Source organism: Streptomyces sp. YPW6 (assembly GCF_018866325.1).
Classification (GTDB): Bacteria; Actinomycetota; Actinomycetes; order Streptomycetales; family Streptomycetaceae; genus Streptomyces.
In genome coordinates this window covers 3927643-3943456 of record NZ_CP076457.1, presented here as the reverse complement: position 1 = coordinate 3943456, position 15814 = coordinate 3927643, and the positions used below count along the sequence as shown (strand labels likewise).

13 protein-coding genes and 1 riboswitch are annotated in these 15814 nt (G+C 73.9%); of the genes, 8 read left to right on the top strand and 5 right to left on the bottom strand.

Annotated features, from left to right (window positions below; all coding sequences use genetic code 11):
* Positions 1-53: 53 nt before the first annotated feature.
* On the bottom strand, positions 54-3659 hold the full coding sequence (cobN, locus tag KME66_RS17480; protein ID WP_073222698.1) for a cobaltochelatase subunit CobN: 3606 nt from the start codon (positions 3657-3659) through the stop codon (positions 54-56).
* A gap of 92 nt (positions 3660-3751) precedes the next feature.
* Positions 3752-3837, bottom strand: a riboswitch (cobalamin riboswitch).
* 311 nt (positions 3838-4148) lie between these two features.
* On the opposite strand from cobN, the gene KME66_RS17475 reads away from it, so the two are divergent.
* The 3 genes from KME66_RS17475 to KME66_RS17465 are packed head-to-tail and all read left to right on the top strand — an operon-like array spanning position 4149 to position 7669.
* Positions 4149-5459, top strand: a complete 1311-nt coding sequence (locus tag KME66_RS17475; protein ID WP_216323567.1) for a cobalamin biosynthesis protein CobG — start codon at positions 4149-4151, stop codon at positions 5457-5459.
* 51 nt (positions 5460-5510) lie between these two features.
* On the top strand, positions 5511-6137 hold the full coding sequence (locus KME66_RS17470; protein WP_073222703.1) for a precorrin-8X methylmutase: 627 nt from the start codon (positions 5511-5513) through the stop codon (positions 6135-6137).
* Positions 6137-7669, top strand: coding sequence for a precorrin-2 C(20)-methyltransferase (locus tag KME66_RS17465; protein WP_216323564.1), 1533 nt, complete (start codon positions 6137-6139; stop codon positions 7667-7669). The genes KME66_RS17470 and KME66_RS17465 overlap by 1 nt, the downstream gene beginning before the upstream one ends.
* On the opposite strand, the gene KME66_RS17460 is transcribed toward KME66_RS17465, so the two are convergent.
* Entirely contained in the window at positions 7666-8436 is a 771-nt protein-coding gene (locus KME66_RS17460) for a cobalt-precorrin-6A reductase (protein ID WP_216323561.1), read from the bottom strand. The two genes, KME66_RS17465 and KME66_RS17460, sit on opposite strands and share 4 nt — an antisense overlap.
* A gap of 17 nt (positions 8437-8453) precedes the next feature.
* Here KME66_RS17460 and KME66_RS17455 point away from each other — a divergent pair, with 17 nt between their 5' ends.
* Positions 8454-9584, top strand: coding sequence for a cobalt-precorrin-5B (C(1))-methyltransferase (locus KME66_RS17455; protein WP_073222710.1), 1131 nt, complete (start codon positions 8454-8456; stop codon positions 9582-9584).
* Positions 9585-9697: 113 nt separating this feature from the next.
* Here the strand turns inward: KME66_RS17455 and KME66_RS17450 are convergent, their stop codons facing one another.
* Both KME66_RS17450 and KME66_RS17445 read right to left on the bottom strand, forming a co-directional pair.
* Entirely contained in the window at positions 9698-10195 is a 498-nt protein-coding gene (locus KME66_RS17450; protein ID WP_216329422.1) for a hypothetical protein, read from the bottom strand.
* A 207-nt stretch (positions 10196-10402) separates the two neighbouring features.
* On the bottom strand, positions 10403-11047 hold the full coding sequence (locus KME66_RS17445; protein WP_073222712.1) for a dihydrofolate reductase family protein: 645 nt from the start codon (positions 11045-11047) through the stop codon (positions 10403-10405).
* Positions 11048-11205: 158 nt separating this feature from the next.
* Here KME66_RS17445 and KME66_RS17440 point away from each other — a divergent pair, with 158 nt between their 5' ends.
* The 3 genes from KME66_RS17440 to KME66_RS17430 all read left to right on the top strand — a co-directional run bounded on the left by KME66_RS17440 (position 11206) and on the right by KME66_RS17430 (position 13599).
* Positions 11206-11763 carry a flavoprotein gene (locus KME66_RS17440; protein WP_216323558.1) on the top strand — a complete coding sequence of 186 codons (558 nt, stop codon included), beginning with the start codon at positions 11206-11208 and terminating at the stop codon, positions 11761-11763.
* A gap of 64 nt (positions 11764-11827) precedes the next feature.
* Positions 11828-12298, top strand: coding sequence for a cation:proton antiporter regulatory subunit (locus KME66_RS17435; protein ID WP_073222717.1), 471 nt, complete (start codon positions 11828-11830; stop codon positions 12296-12298).
* A gap of 2 nt (positions 12299-12300) precedes the next feature.
* Positions 12301-13599, top strand: coding sequence for a cation:proton antiporter (locus KME66_RS17430; RefSeq protein WP_216323556.1), 1299 nt, complete (start codon positions 12301-12303; stop codon positions 13597-13599).
* An 86-nt stretch (positions 13600-13685) separates the two neighbouring features.
* Here KME66_RS17430 and KME66_RS17425 read toward each other — a convergent pair whose 3' ends face one another.
* Positions 13686-14759 carry a CdaR family transcriptional regulator gene (locus KME66_RS17425; RefSeq protein WP_073222722.1) on the bottom strand — a complete coding sequence of 358 codons (1074 nt, stop codon included), beginning with the start codon at positions 14757-14759 and terminating at the stop codon, positions 13686-13688.
* Positions 14760-15147: 388 nt separating this feature from the next.
* Between KME66_RS17425 and KME66_RS17420 the strand changes: the two genes are divergently transcribed.
* Entirely contained in the window at positions 15148-15801 is a 654-nt protein-coding gene (locus KME66_RS17420) for a hypothetical protein (protein ID WP_216323554.1), read from the top strand.
* Positions 15802-15814: the final 13 nt, after the last annotated feature.

The window sequence follows — 15814 nt, the reverse complement described above, 5'->3', positions numbered from 1 at the left end:
CGGCAGTCCGGCGGCCGGTCCTGGTACGACCGGTCCTGGTACGGCGGGGCCCGTCAGTCCTCGCCCTCCAGGTTGCCCTCCGTCTCCAGGTACACCTGGCGCAGCGCTTCCAGGACCGCCGGGTCCGGCTTGGCCCACATACCGCGGGACTCGGCCTCCAGCAGGCGTTCCGCGATGCCGTGCAGGGCCCAGGGGTTGGCCTCCCGGAGGAACTGCTGGTTCTCCGGGTCCAGGACGTAGGTCTGGGTGAGCTTGTCGTACATCCAGTCGGCGACGACGCCGGTCGTGGCGTCGTAGCCGAAGAGGTAGTCGACGGTGGCGGCCAGCTCGAACGCGCCCTTGTAGCCGTGGCGGCGCATCGCCTCGATCCACTTCGGGTTGACGACCCGGGCGCGGAAGACGCGCGACGTCTCCTCGACCAGGGTGCGCGTGCGGACGGTCTCGGGGCGGGTGGAGTCCCCGATGTACGCCTCCGGGGCCGTGCCCTTGAGCGCGCGCACGGTCGCCACCATGCCGCCGTGGTACTGGAAGTAGTCGTCGGAGTCCGCGATGTCGTGCTCGCGGGTGTCGGTGTTCTTCGCGGCGACCTCGATGCGCTGGTAGGCGCTCTCCATCTCGGCGCGGGCCGGGCGGCCGTCGAGCTCGCGGCCGTAGGCGTAACCGCCCCAGACCGTGTAGACCTCGGCGAGGTCGGCGTCGGTGCGCCAGTCCCGGGAGTCGATGAGCTGGAGGAGGCCCGCGCCGTACGTGCCGGGGCGGGAGCCGAAGATGCGGGTGGTGGCCCGCCGTTCGTCGCCGTGCTCGGCGAGATCGGCCTGCGTGTGCGCCCGTACGTAGTTGCGCTCGGCCGGTTCGTCCAGCGAGGCGGCCAGGCGTACGGCGTCGTCGAGGAGGCCCACCGTGTGCGGGAACGCGTCACGGAAGAAGCCCGAGATGCGGAGCGTGACGTCGATGCGGGGGCGGCCCAGCTCCTCGTACGGGATGGGCTCCAGGCCGGTCACCCGGCGCGAGGCGTCGTCCCAGACGGGGCGGATGCCGAGCAGCGCGAACGCCTCCGCGATGTCGTCGCCCGCCGTGCGCATCGCGCTGGTGCCCCACAGGGAGAGGCCGACCGAGGTGGGCCAGTCGCCGTTGTCGGTGCGGTAGCGGGTCAGGAGGGAGTCGGCCAGGGCCTGGCCCGTCTCCCACGCCAGCTTGGAGGGGACCGCCTTCGGGTCGACCGAGTAGAAGTTGCGGCCGGTGGGGAGGACGTTGACCAGGCCGCGGAGCGGGGAGCCGGACGGGCCCGCCGGGACGAACCCGCCGTTCAACGCGTGGACGGCGTGGCTGAGTTCGTCGGTCGTCGCCGCCATGCGCGGGACGACCTCGGTGGCCGCGAAGGTGAGGATGTCCGCCACGGCGTCGGGGAGGCCCGCCGCCACGGTCGCCACCGCCGCCGGGTCCCAGTCCGCGTCGTCCATCGCCTGGACCAGGGCGCGCGCCTGCTCCTCGATCGCGTCCGCGTCCGTGCGGGTGGCCGCCGACTCGTCGAGGCCCAGGGCCTCGCGGAGGCCGGGGAGGGAGGCCGTACCGCCCCAGATCTGGCGGGCGCGGAGCACGGCGAGGACCAGGTTGACCCGGTCGTTCCCGGCCGGGGGGTTGCCCAGGACGTGCAGGCCGTCGCGGATCTGGACGTCCTTGATCTCGCAGAGCCAGCCGTCCAGATGCATGATGAAGTCGTCGAAGCCCTCGTCCTCCGGGCGGTCCTCCACCCCGAGGTCGTGGTCGAGCTTCGCGGCCTGGATCAGCGTCCAGATCTGGGCGCGGATCGCGGGCAGCTTCGCCGGGTCCATCGCGGCGATCTGCGCGTGCTCGTCGAGGAGCTGCTCCAGGCGCGCGATGTCGCCGTAGCTGTCGGCGCGGGCCATCGGGGGCACCAGGTGGTCGATGAGCGTGGCGTGGACGCGGCGCTTGGCCTGCGTCCCCTCGCCCGGGTCGTTCACCAGGAACGGGTAGACGAGCGGGAGGTCGCCCAGGGCCGCGTCGGGGCCGCAGGCGGCGGAGAGGCCCGCGTTCTTGCCGGGCAGCCACTCCAGGTTGCCGTGCTTGCCCAGGTGGATCATCGCGTCCGCGCCGAACCCGTTGTCCTCGGCGGAGGCGGCGATCCAGCGGTACGCGGCCAGGTAGTGGTGGGACGGCGGGAGATCGGGGTCGTGGTAGATCGCGATCGGGTTCTCGCCGAAGCCGCGCGGCGGCTGGATGAGGATGAGCAGGTTCCCGCGCCGCAGGGCCGCGAGGACGATGTCGCCCTCCGGGTTGGCCGAGCGGTCCACGAACATCTCACCGGGGGCCGGGCCCCAGTGCTCCTCCACCGACTCCCGCAGCTCCTGCGGGAGTTCGGCGAACCAGCGGCGGTAGTCGGCGGCCGGGATCCGGACCGGGTTCTTCGCCAACTGCTCCTCGGTGAGCCACTCCTGGTCGTGGCCGCCCGCGTCGATCAGCGCGTAGATCAGCTCGTCTCCCTCGCCGGAGACCAGGCCCGGGATGTCCTCCTCGGGGCCGAAGTCGTAGCCCTCGGCGCGCAGTCGGCGCAGCAGGGCCACGGCGCTGGCGGGGGTGTCGAGGCCGACGGCGTTGCCGATGCGGGAATGCTTCGTCGGGTAGGCGGAGAGGACCAGCGCGATGCGCTTCTGGGCGTTGGGGATGTTGCGGAGCTTCGCGTGGCGTACGGCGATGCCGGCGACCCGGGCCGCGCGCTCGGCGTCGGGGACGTACGCCGGGAGCCCGTCCTCGTCGATCTCCTTGAAGGAGAAGGGGACGGTGATCAGCCGGCCGTCGAATTCCGGGACCGCGATCTGGGTGGCCGCGTCCAGCGGGGAGACGCCCTCGTCGTTCTCCTCCCAGGCGGTGCGCGGGCTGGTGAGGCAGAGCGCCTGGAGGATCGGCACGTCGAGCTGGGTCAGCGCGCCCGCGTCCCACGACTCGTCGTCGCCGCCGGCCGATGCCTCGGCCGGCTTGGTGCCACCCGCCGCGAGGACGGTGGTGACGATGGCGTCCGCGGCGCGGAGCTGGTCGATGAGGTCCGTCTCCGGCGTACGGAGAGACGCGACGTACAGCGGCAGCGGGCGGCCTCCGGCGTCCTCGACGGCCGTGCACAGCGCGTCCACGAACGCGGTGTTCCCGCTCATGTGGTGGGCTCGGTAGTAGAGGACGGCGACGGTCGGCGCGCCCTCGGGCACCGCGCGGGCCTCCCGTTCCAGCGGGCCCCACGCGGGGGCCGGGGCGGGCGGCTCGAAGCCGTGGCCGGTCAGCAGCACGGTGTCGGAGAGGAACCGGGCCAGCTGCTCCAGGTTGGCGGGGCCGCCGTGCGCGAGGTAGGCGTGCGCCTCGGCCGCGATGCCGATCGGCACGGTGGAGGCGGCCATCAGCTGGGCGTCGGGGGCCTGCTCACCGGTCAGCACGACGACCGGGCGGCCGGTGGCCAGCACCGCGTCGAGCCCCTCCTGCCAGGCCCGTACGCCGCCGAGCAGCCGGACGACGACGAGATCCACCCCGTCCAGCAGCCCCGGCAGTCCGTCGAGGTCGACGCGGGAGGGGTTGGCGTACCGGTAGCTGACGGGTCCCCCGGAAGCGCGGGCGCTCAGGAGGTCGGTGTCGGACGTCGACAGGAGCAGGATCATGCTGCGTCAGGCCTTCCTCGGGGTGTCCACGCCCCGGGCGGTGTCGGAGGGTCTCTCCGTCGGCCCGGCGGCTACCGGGCCCTCGGAGAAGGGAGTTCCTGACTCGCCCGGCAGCCGGTGGTGGCGGCGGCCGGACTCACAGTGGCGGGACCGCGCCGGAATCTCACCGGGCTTCCTCCCCTGTCGCCGTCTGGCGATGGCGGCCTGAACGGACCACCGCCTGCATCCTAAGCGGCGGAGGTGGGGGCGGGGCAGGGGGCGGGGGTGCGGTGGTGATCACTGTCCGGCGCGGTCGGGGACGTCCGTGGGCGCGGTCGCCACGTCCGTGGGCGGGGGCGGGCACTCCCGTGGGCGGGGGTGGCGGTCGCCGCCCGGGGGACGGGGTGGTGGCGGCACCTTCGTGGCACCACCGCCCTGTCCGCCATCCCACCGTCCTGCTGTCCCGCAGGTCACAGCGGCGGGCCCCTCGCCGGGAGCGGCCCGGTCGGTATGCTCGCCGCCATGCCCGATTCCGCCCCCTCGCCCCTTTCCGCGGGCGGCCCAGCCCTCCGCTACAGCGGCGACGCCTGCCCGGGGGCGCTGCGGCTGCACCGGGCCGACGACGGTGCGCTGGCCCGGATCCGGGTGCCCGGCGGCGTGCTGAACGCGGACCGGGCGGACGCTCTGCTCGCGGCGGCCGACCGGTTCGGGGACGGTGAACTGCATCTCACCTCGCGGGGCAACGTCCAGTTGCGCGGCCTCGACGCGGCGTGCGGCGGCGCTCTCGCCGAGCTGCTCACCGCGGCCGGGCTGCTGCCGTCCGCCGCACACGAGCGGGCCCGCAACATCGTGGCCTCGCCGCTCGCCGGGCTGGACGGCCGGCCCCCGGTCAACGGCTGGTCGTCCGAACTGGACGGCCTGGTCTGCGGATCGGCCGCCGCCGCCTCGCTCTCCGGCCGCTTCCTGTTCGCCCTGGACGACGGCCGCGGTGACGTGGACGCGCTGGGTGCGGACGTGACCCTGATCGCGGCGGGCGACGGCTGCCTCCTGCGGATCGGGGCCGAGGACGAGGTGTTCCGGCTGCCGGCCGGGGAAGGCCCGCGCGCCGCGCTCCTGGCCGCCGAGACGTTCCTGCGGGCCGCCCGGGACACCGGCGCGTGGCGCGTGAAGGACCTGCCCGACGACGCCCGGACCGCAGTACGCGGCGACGTACGGGCCGAGCTGGTCCGGACCGTCGGGCAAGCGGCCGGTCGCGCCCTCTCCCTCCCCCGCCCCCGTACGGCGACGCCGCCCGCGCCGGGCCCGCACGGCTCCGCGAACACGATCAGCGTCGACGTCCCCCTGGGGCGGCTCACCCCCGCACAGTGGCGGCTGCTCACCGGAACGGCCCGCCGGCACGGCGACGAGCTGCGGCTCACCCCGTGGCGCGGGGTCGTCGTGCCGGGGCCGTTCGGGCGCCCGCAGGACGCTGCGGAGGTGCTCGGCGACCTGGCGGCGACCGGACTGGTCACCGCCCCCGACTCCCCCTGGACCGGGGTCGGCGCGTGCATCGGCCGCCCGGGCTGCGCCAAGTCGCTGTCCGACGTCCGGGCCGAAGCGGGGGCCGCTGTCGGACCGCCCGGGCGGCTCCCTGTGTACTGGTCCGGGTGCGAACGCCGCTGCGGCCACCCCCACGGGGAGTGGATCGACGTGGTGGTCACCCCCGAAGGGCACCGGATCTCGCACGTACGCGGAGAGCGGCGGGACCCCCGGCAGACGGTCCGGGACGACCCGGCCGCGCTGGCGGCGGCGGTGGCCGCGGCCCGCGCCCGATCCCTCTGATCCACCTGATCCACCAGCTTCTGACCATCAGCTGAAGAAAGCGACAGCACTGTGCACCAGTACGAGAAGGACGGACCGGCGATCTACCGCCAGTCCTTCGCCACCATCCGCGCGGAGGCGGATCTCGCCGGGCTGCCCGCCGACGTCAGCCAGGTCGCCGTCCGGATGATCCACGCCTGCGGCATGGTCGACCTCGTATCGGACCTCGCCTTCTCGCCGAACGCCGTGGCCGACGCCCGTGCCGCTCTGCGCGCCGGCGCACCGATCCTCTGCGACGTGGCGATGGTCGCCAGCGGGGTCACCCGCAAGCGGCTGCCCGCGGACAACGACGTGGTGTGCACGCTGTCCGACCCGTCCGTGCCCGGACTGGCGGCGCGGATGGGGACGACGCGCAGCGCGGCGGCCCTGGAGCTGTGGCGGGACCGGATGGAGGGCGCGGTGGTCGCGGTCGGCAACGCCCCGACGGCGCTGTTCCGACTGCTGGAGATGATCGAGGAGGGCGCCCCGCGCCCCGCCGCCGTCATCGGGGTCCCGGTCGGCTTCGTCGGCGCCATGGAGTCCAAGGAGGCCCTGGCCGAGCACCCGTCGGGCCTGGAGCACCTGATCATCCGCGGGCGGCGCGGCGGCAGCGCGATAGCGGCGGCGGCGCTCAACGCCATCGCGAGCGAGGAAGAGTAGTGAGCGAGAACACCGCGAACGGCGGCGGCAGGCTCTACGGTGTCGGGCTCGGCCCCGGCGACCCGAACCTGATGACCCTGCGGGCCGTCCAGGCCATCGGCGAGGCGGACGTCATCGCCTACCACAGCGCCCGGCACGGCCGCTCGATCGCGCGGTCCATCGCCGCCGCGCACCTGCGGCCCGACCACATCGAGGAGGCCCTGGTCTACCCCGTCACGACGGAGACCACGGACCACCCGGGCGGCTACCGGGGCGCGTTGGAGGAGTTCTACGAGAAGGCCGCGGCCCGGCTCGCGGCCCATCTGGACGCGGGGCGCACGGTCGCGGTGCTCGCCGAGGGCGACCCGATGTTCTACGGCTCGTACATGCACATGCACAAGCGGCTGGCGGACCGGTACGCGACCGAGGTCGTCCCGGGTGTCACCTCCGTGAGTGCGGCCGCCGCCCGGCTCGGCACTCCCCTCGTCGAGGGGGAGGAGATCCTGACGATCCTGCCCGGCACGCTGCCGGAGGAGGAGCTGACGGCCCGTCTCGCCGCCACGGACACGGCGGTGGTGATGAAGCTGGGGCGGACGTTCCCGGCGGTGCGCGGGGCGTTCGAGGCGTCGGGCAGGCTGCCGGAGGCGCGGTACGTCGAGCGGGCCACGATGGCCGGGGAGCGCACGGGCGAACTGGCGGACATCGACCCGGAGTCGGTGCCGTACTTCTCGGTGGCGGTCCTGCCGAGCCGGGTCGACGCGCCGCGCCCCGCCCCCTCGGCCTCCGGAGAGGTGGTCGTGGTCGGCACCGGCCCGGCGGGCCCGCTGTGGCTGACGCCCGAGACGCGGGGCGCGCTGGCGGCGGCGGACGACGTCGTCGGCTACACCACCTACCTGGCGCGGGTGCCGGTCCGCCCCGGGCAGGCGCGGCACGGCTCGGACAACAAGGTGGAGTCGGAGCGGGCGGAGTTCGCACTGGACCTGGCCCGGCGCGGTCACCGGGTCGCGGTGGTCTCGGGCGGCGACCCCGGGGTCTTCGCGATGGCGACGGCGGTCCTGGAGGCCGCCTCGCAGGACGCCTACGCCGACATCCCCGTCCGCGTGCTGCCCGGCGTCACCGCCGCCAACGCCGCCGCCGCCCGCGCGGGTGCGCCGCTCGGCCACGACTACGCCACGATCTCCCTCTCGGACCGGCTCAAGCCGTGGGAGGTCATCGCGGAACGGCTGCGCGCGGCGGCCTCGGCGGACCTGGTGCTGGCGCTCTACAACCCGGGCTCCCGGTCCCGGACGTGGCAGGTCGGCCAGGCCCGCGACCTGCTCCTGGAACACCGCTCCCCGGACACCCCGGTCGTTCTGGCACGGGACGTGGGCGGGCCGGCGGAGTCCGTCCGCACGGTGCGGCTGGCCGACGTCGATCCGGCGGAGGTGGACATGCGGACGCTGCTGATCGTGGGCTCGTCGCAGACGCGGTGGGTGGAGCGGGGCGGGGCCGGCCGGGGCATCGTCTGGACACCGCGCCGCTACCCGGAGACGCAGAGCCCCCGGGACCGCTAGCCGGAGGCGCGGAGCCGTGCCACCCAGCGCACGGCCTCGTCGGGCGTAGCGGCCACCGGCACCCCGTCCGGTACCGGTGGCCGCCGGACGACCACGACCGGGATGCCGGCCTCGCGGGCGGCGGTGAGCTTGGGGGCGGTGGCGTCCCCGCCGCTGTCCTTGGTGACGAGGACGTCGATGCGGTGGCGCCGGATGATCTCCCGCTCCCCGTCGAGGGAGAACGGCCCCCGGTCGAGGAGCACCTCCATCCGGGCCGGGCCGGGCGGCTCTGGCGCGTCGACGGACCGTACGAGGAACCACAGCGCGTCGAGGCCCGCTCCCGCGAAGGCGGCGAGCCCCATCCGCCCGGTGGTGAGGAAGACCCGCTCGCCGAGGGCGGGCAGCAGTCCGGCGGCCTCGGCCAGCGATCCGGCGGAGTGCCAGCGGTCACCGTCCCGGGCGACCCAGCCGGGCCGGCGGAGGGCGAGGAGGGGAACATGGGCCAGGGCGGCGGCCTCGGCCGCGTTCCGGCTCATGGCGGCGGCGAAGGGGTGAGTGGCATCGATGAGCACGTGCACGTCGTGTTCCCGCATCCAGGCCGCGAGCCCCTCGGGGCCGCCGAACCCGCCGACGCGGACCGCGCCGGGCGGCAGCCGGGGTGCGGCGACGCGGCCGGCGAGCGAGGTGGTGACCCGGACGCCGCGGTCACCGGCCAGGCCCTCGGCGAGCCGGCGCGCCTCGGTCGTACCCCCCAGGAGCAGAACATGCACGGCAGCAGGCACAGGCATCGGAACGGACTCATCTCATGAACGCTGAGGCGCGGGGCGCGGGGGACGGCGGCCGGGGTGGCCGGGACGCCCAACTCAAGCACACCGGCCTGCGCCCCGGCTGGACGACCGGCGCCTGTGCGACGGCGGCGACGACGGCCGCGTACACGGCGCTGCTGACCGGCGACTTCCCGGACCCGGTGTCCATCACGCTGCCGAAGGGCCAGACGCCGGCGTTCGCGCTGGCGGTGGAGGAGCTGACGGCGCAGGCGGCGAGCGCCGGGGTGGTGAAGGACGCGGGCGACGACCCGGACGTGACGCACGGGGCGCTCGTGCGGGCGACCGTTCGGAAGCTGCCGCCGGGCTCCGGTGTGGTGTTCCGGGCGGGCCCGGGGGTGGGGACGGTGACGCTCCCCGGTCTGCCGCTGGACGTGGGGGAGCCCGCGGTGAACCCGGTGCCGCGCCGCCTGATGCGGGAGCACGTGGCGCGGGTGGCGGCGGAGCACGGTGCGGCGGGCGACGTGGAGATCACGGTGTCGGTCGACCACGGCGAGGAGATCGCCCGCTCCACGTGGAACGGCCGGCTCGGCATCCTCGGCGGCCTGTCGATCCTCGGCACCACGGGGGTGGTCGTCCCCTACTCCTGCTCGGCGTGGATCGACTCGATCCGCCGGGGCGTGGACGTGGCGCGGGCGGCGGGCCTGACGCATGTGGCGGGCTGCACGGGCTCGACGTCGGAGCGCACCGTGCGCGCGGAGTACGACCTGCCGGACATCGCGCTCCTGGACATGGGGGACTTCGCGGGCGCGGTGCTGAAGTACGTACGCCGGCACCCGGTCGACCGCCTCACGGTCTGCGGCGGCTTCGCCAAGCTCTCCAAACTCGCGGCGGGCCACCTGGACCTCCACTCGGCCCGCTCACAGGTGGACAAGCCCTTCCTGGCCGGCCTGGCCCGCCGGGGCGGCGCGGACGAGGAGCTGGCCTCCCGGATCGCCACCGCCAACACGGGCCTGGAGGCGCTGCGCCTGTGCGAGGCGGCCGGCGTCCCCCTGGGCGACCTGGTGGCGGCCCGCGCCCGCGACGAGGCCCTGGCGGTGCTGCGGGGGGCGCCGGTCGCGGTGGACGTGCTCTGCATCGACCGGGCGGGGGCGGTGGTGGGACGCGGGTAGCCCGCCCCAGCGCCGCTCCCGGCCGCCCGGCGCCGCCACCGCCCCCCGGGGGATGTCCGGGCGGGGGCGTGCGGAGCCCGTCGCCCCGCACGGCCGGGCGGATGGTCCGCCGCCTACTCCTCCCGCTCCCCCTGCTCCTCCTCCACCTGCGTCAGCGCCTCCGTGATCATGCGGGTCGCGAAGTCCTGGTCGTCCGTCATGCGGTTGATGTGTTCGGCGAGCAGGAACGCCGTCGCCTCCAGCGGGGTCAGTTCCGCCTTCGTCCAGTCGCCGTACTGCTTGCGCCAGAGGGTGGGACTCAGGCCCGTGGCCGCCGCGATGGCCAGGCCGGCCATCATGGGGACGGCCTCGGGCGGGACGCTCCTCGGCAGCATCTTCAGGGAGGTGACGAGGGTCGGCACCACGTATTCGACGACGTCCTTCTCGTGCGCCTCGTGGGCCTCCCGGAGCCACTTCATGAACAGGTAGATGAGCGTGCAGGTTCCGTCCAGCACGTCGTCGACGCCCTCCGGGCCGAGCGACGTGAGGAGTTGCTGGACCAGCTGTTCCTGTTCGGGGTCGGTCCCGCTGCTGTCCGCGTGGACGGCCTTCAGCCGGGAGTCGATCAGCATGATCGCCGCGCCCACATCGCCGGCGGGAGCGTATCGAGGTTCGAAGGGCGACAAGGCGGAGGTCCTTTTCGGGGTGGCTGCGGGTGAGCAGCGCGCGGTGTCCGCGTGCGCGCCGTACCTCTGCGCACGCGGACGACTACGCAACCGACTCTCCACGATCCCCGGCGGCGACGCCCGGCGTTTCACGGATCCGGCCGCCCGCCCGCATCACTTTCGCCAGAACAGGTGGTGTGTCATGCCGCTCGGGCTCGGGACGACGTCCAGGTGGTACCGGTCGCGCAGGTCGTCCGGCGAGTCCCACAGGCTCAGGCCCGTGCCCAGCGTCACCGGGGCGACCGCCACGTGCAGGGTGTCGATCAGGCCGGCGTCGAGGAACGCGCGGAGCGTGGTGACGCCGCCGCCGAGCCGGACGTCCTTGCCGTCCGCCGCCTCCCGCGCCCGCTCCAGCACCGTCGCCGGGTCGGCGTCGACGAAGTGGAACGTGGTGTCGGAGAGCGTGAAGGAGGGGCGTGTGTGGTGGGTCATCACGAACACCGGTGTGTGGAAGGGGGGTTCGTCGCCCCACCAGCCCTGCCACTCGTGGTTCTCCCACGGACCCCGCTGCGGACCGAACTTGTTGCGGCCCATGATCTCCGCCCCGATGCCGTGCGCGAAGTCCCGGGTGAAGTAGTCGTCCAGGCCCCGGCTTCCCCCTGGTTCCGTGCGGTTCGGCCAGCTCGCCGTGGCGCCCGCCCAGGAGAAGAGCCGGCCCGGGTCGACGTGACCGAACGGCCGCTCCAGCGTCTGGTCCTCACCGGCCGCGATGCCGTCACTCGACACCGTGAAGTTCTGCACGCGCAGCAGTTGAGCCATGTCGTCCTCCTGAGTTCGCGACGTTCTCCGTGGGTGGACCGGGATCGCCGCCCCGATTCATCGGTCCCGGCCGTGCCCATCGTGCTCTCCTCCACTATCACCGCCCGCCCCCCGTACGCTGCTGAGCCGCACCGCCTCAGCGATCAACAGGGGAGCCCATGAGTGATCAGCCGGACCGACCGGACCACCAGCCGTTCCTGTACGTCGTCGTCTGCGCGGCCGGCGTCGCCCGTGACGTGGACCGGCTCCTCGCCGCGGCGCAGGACGCCGGCTGGGACGTCGGCGTCGTCGCCACCCCGCAGGGGCTCGGTTTCCTCGACGCGGCGGCCGTCGAGGCGCGGACCGGCCATCCGATCCGCTCCGGCTGGCGCGCCCCGGGCGACTCCCGGCCGTTCCCGGACCCGGACGCCATCGCTGTCGCGCCCGCCACGTTCAACACCGTCAACAAGTGGGCGGCCGGCATCGCGGACACCCTGGCCCTCGGCATCCTCTGCGAGGCGTACGGGCTCGGCGTGCCCATCGCCGTGCTCCCGGCCGTGAACGCGCTCCTCGCCCAGCACCCCGCGTACGCCGAGAGCCTCGCCAGGCTGCGGGACATGGGGGTCCGGGTCGGCACCCGCGTACCGCACACCCCGCCGTCGGGTGAGACCGCGGCGTTCCCCTGGGAAGAGGCCCTGGAACTGCTGGCCCGGCAACCGGATTCGGCCCCTCGATAAGGTCATGACCGGATAAAGAGATCACCCAGTACGCGGCCACCGCCGCACGTCCCGGGAGGAAGCCATGGGAACCCGCCGTACGTCGTTGCCCGGAGTGGGTGCTCAGTACGACTTCACGACCGAGACGGGTCAGCACATCTCGGTCGTGATCCACCACGACGGACGCCGGTTCATCGGGTTCTACGAACAGGACGACCCTGATGCGTGCCGGCTCTCCGTCCCCCTGACGACGACCGAGGCCACCGCCCTGGCGCACCTCATCGATCCGGCGCCCATCGACGCCGTACGGACCGAGGGCATCGATCTCGTCACCGAGCACATCCCGCTCGGGGCCCGCTCCCCGTACGGCGGGCGGCTGCTGGGGGAGACCCGGGCGCGGACCCGGACCGGGGCGTCCATCGTGGCGGTGCTGCGCACCCACAGCGCGCACCCGTCGCCGGACCCGGATTTTCGCCTGGCCATCGGGGACACACTCGTCGCCGTCGGTACGCGTGAGGGCGTCGACGCGCTCTCCGAGATCATTGCGGAGGGCTGACCGTGCACGACACGACCGCGTTGCTGGTGGAGCTGGGGGCCGTCATCCTCGGGCTCGGTCTCGTGGGGCGGCTCGCCGGGCGGATAGGTCTCTCCCCCATCCCCCTGTACCTGCTCGCCGGGCTGGCCTTCGGACACGGTGGGCTGATCCCGCTCAAGGCCAGCGAGGAGTTCACCATGGTGGGCGCCGAGATCGGCGTCATCCTGCTGCTGTTGCTGCTGGGGCTCGAATACAGCGCATCGGAGCTGGTCACCAGCCTCAAGACGCAGTACCCGTCCGGCGCCGTGGACTTCGTCCTCAACGCGACGCCCGGGGCCGTCGCCGCCCTGGTCCTCGGCTGGGGACCCGTGGGCGCCGTCGCGCTCGCCGGTGTCACCTGGATCTCCTCGTCCGGGGTGATCGCCAAGGTCATGACCGACCTCGGCCGGCTCGGCAACCGCGAGACCCCCGTCGTCCTCGGCGTCCTGGTCATGGAGGACCTGGCGATGGCGGTGTACCTGCCGCTGCTCACCGCCATGCTCGCCGGGGTCGGCCTGGCCGGGGGCAGCCTCGCGCTCGTCATCGCCCTCGGGGCGGTCGGGCTCGTGCTCTACCTGGCGATCCGCCACGGCCGCCTGATCAGCCGCGCGGTCTCCTCCGACAACCCGGAGATGCTGCTCCTGGTCGTCCTCGGCCTCACCGTCCTGGTCGCAGGTGTCGCCCAGCAGCTCCAGGTGTCCGCCGCCGTCGGGGCGTTCCTCGTCGGCATCGCGCTCTCCGGGGAGGTGGCCGAGGGCGCCCGCAAGCTGCTCACCCCGCTGCGGGACCTGTTCGCCGCCGTGTTCTTCGTCTTCTTCGGGCTCTCCACGAACCCGGCGGACATCCCTCCGGTGCTGCTGCCCGCGGCCCTGCTCGCCCTCATCACGACCTTCACCAAGATCGGCACCGGTTACTACGCGGCCCGCCGTGCCGGAATCGGCTCGCGCGGACGCTGGCGTGCGGGCGGCACGCTCGTGGCGCGCGGTGAGTTCTCCATCGTCATCGCCGGTCTGGCCGTGGCCACCGAGCCGCGCATCGGCCCCGTCGCCACCGCGTACGTCCTGATCCTCGTCATCATCGGCCCGCTCACGGCCCGCTGGACGCAGCCCGTCGCGGCGCGGATCGAGGCCCGCCGCGGCGCGGGCGGCGGCGGCACGGCCGCGGGCGTCGACGTGGGCGTCGTCGGCACGGAGGCCGAGCCCGTCGCCAAGTCCGCCCCCGAGCGCCGGCTGGGCTCGCACGACGACCTCACCCCGGAACCGGCGGGCGAGAAGCACGAGTAGGCACCGCCCGCCTTCGGGGCGCCGGGACCACGGCCGGGCCCCGGACCCGTGGTGCGGGTCCGGGGGCCCGGCCGTGGTCCGGGGCGTCACAGCTCCTTGGCCGGCCAGTCCAGCAGCCGGGCGCCGATGACCGCCGTCTGCAGGGTGTAGCGGTGCACCGGGTCCGAGGGGTCCGACCCGGTCAGCTGGTGGATGCGCTCCAGACGGTACGTCAGCGCCCGTACGCTCAACGCCAGCCTGCGGGCGGTCTCGGCGGCCACGCAGCCCGCGTCGAAGTAGGCCGCCAGCGTGTTCAGCAACGGTTCCGCGCCGCCCCTGGCCTGCTGGAGCGGTCCCAGCTCGCTGCGCACCAGATCGGCCATCGCCTGCCGGTCCCGGGTCAGCACCGGGTAGACCAGCAGGTCCGAGGCGTACAGCACGGGGTCGTCCATCCCCATCCGGTCCGCCAGATCGAGGGCTTCGAGCGCCTCGTCGTAGGAGTGGACCACCCCGCCGGGGCCCTTGTGCGGGCGGCCGATCGCCACCTGCCCGCCGTCCGTCGCCGCGTGCGCCTGCTTCGCGAAGTACCGCAGGACGTCGGGCTGGCTGCCCGGCGCGATGCAGACGATCCGGCCGTCCTTCGTCGTGAGCAGGATCTTGCGCCCGCTGAACCGCGTCAGCAGCGCCGTCTCCACGCTGCGCGGCACCGCGTCCGTCTCCGTGTACGCCTCCGGGCCCGACGCCACCGCGACCGCGTGCGCCCGGGAGAGCCGCAGACCGAAGCGGGTCGCCCGCTCGGCGAGCCGGACCAGGTCGCTGCGCCCGTAGAGCAGATCGTCGATGAACTCCCGGCGTGCCGCCTCCTCCCGCCGCACGGTGAGGCGTTGGGCCCGCTCGAACCCTTCGGCGAACGCGTCGACCGCCTGCTCCACCGCGGCCAGGACGGCATCGGTGGCGGAAGGGGAGTTTCCGGCAGCGGCCAGGGGCCAGGCTTTCCGGGTCAGCGCCAGATGCATCGTCACCAGAGCCCGCAGCTGATGGCCCGCGTCCGCCGCCGCACGGCCCAGAGCGCGGCGCTCCTCCAGTTCGTTACGGGTCAGCCGTCGGCCGGTGAGGGCGACTTCACCCAGAATATGGGCATAATCGCCCAGTATTTCCTCGGGAATCCTCAGCTCGGCCATGCGCTCCCCTTCAGCCCCGCAACAGTCCTGTCATTCCCCCGGCACATCCGGGGTGATGCCGGTGCCCGGCATGAGCACAGCGTAAAGATTGCCGGGATCCGGCAATGCGTCGGGCCGGTCCCGGATGACAGGATCAGGTCAGCAACAACACGGGGGAAACACACGGGGGAAGTACCCGGGGGAACACGGGGGAACAGGGGAACAACCCGGTCACCGCGGCAGATCACGACCACGCCGCGGTCGCCGGGCCCCGTCGCCCGCGGACCCGGCCTCACCGGTGGGCAACCCGTCGGACGGCCGCCCGCCGACCGGCGCCCGCCTTCCCCGTACCGGAACACGCAAGCGCACGCCTCAGGGCCCGCGCGCCGAATCGCAGGGGGTGGGATCGATGGACGAGTTCGTGAGTGCGGCAATCGGATTCCCCGCCGTCATCTTCGGCGCCGCTCTGGTGGTCATCGTCTGCTTCTGGCTGCTGGTGCTCGTCGGGGCCGCCGGACACGACTCCTTCGACGCCGACCTCGACACCGGTCCGGCCGGCCTCGGCGGTGTCCCGGTCTCCGTCTCGGTCTCCCTGCTGATCGTCTTCGCCTGGTTCGGGAGCCTGACCGGCACGGTCCTGCTCCGCCACAGCGACACCGGCAGCACCACCCGCGCGGTGCTCGCGGTCGCCGTGTTCGCCGGATCGCTGCTGCTCGCCTGGGGGGCCGTCCGCCTCCTCGTGCGCCGCTTCCGCAGCTGGTTCCCGGCACAACCTCCGCCGTCCCGGCTGGACTTCGTCGGCAGCGTCTGCACGATCCGCACCGGCTCCGTGACCGCGACGTTCGGCCAGGCCGAAGTCCTCTCGCGCGACGGGTCGACAGCCATCGTGCAGGTCCGCCAGGCGGAATCCCTCCCGCCGCCCTCCCGGGCCCCGCGGCCGGGCGCCGAGGACGCACCGCTCGTCATGGGCGGCACCGGGCTCCTCTACGCGTACGACGCGGACGGCGAGTTCTTCTGGGTCTCGTCCTACGACACCGCGCTCGATCCCGGCCCGAACGGCTGACGCCCGTCCGGCC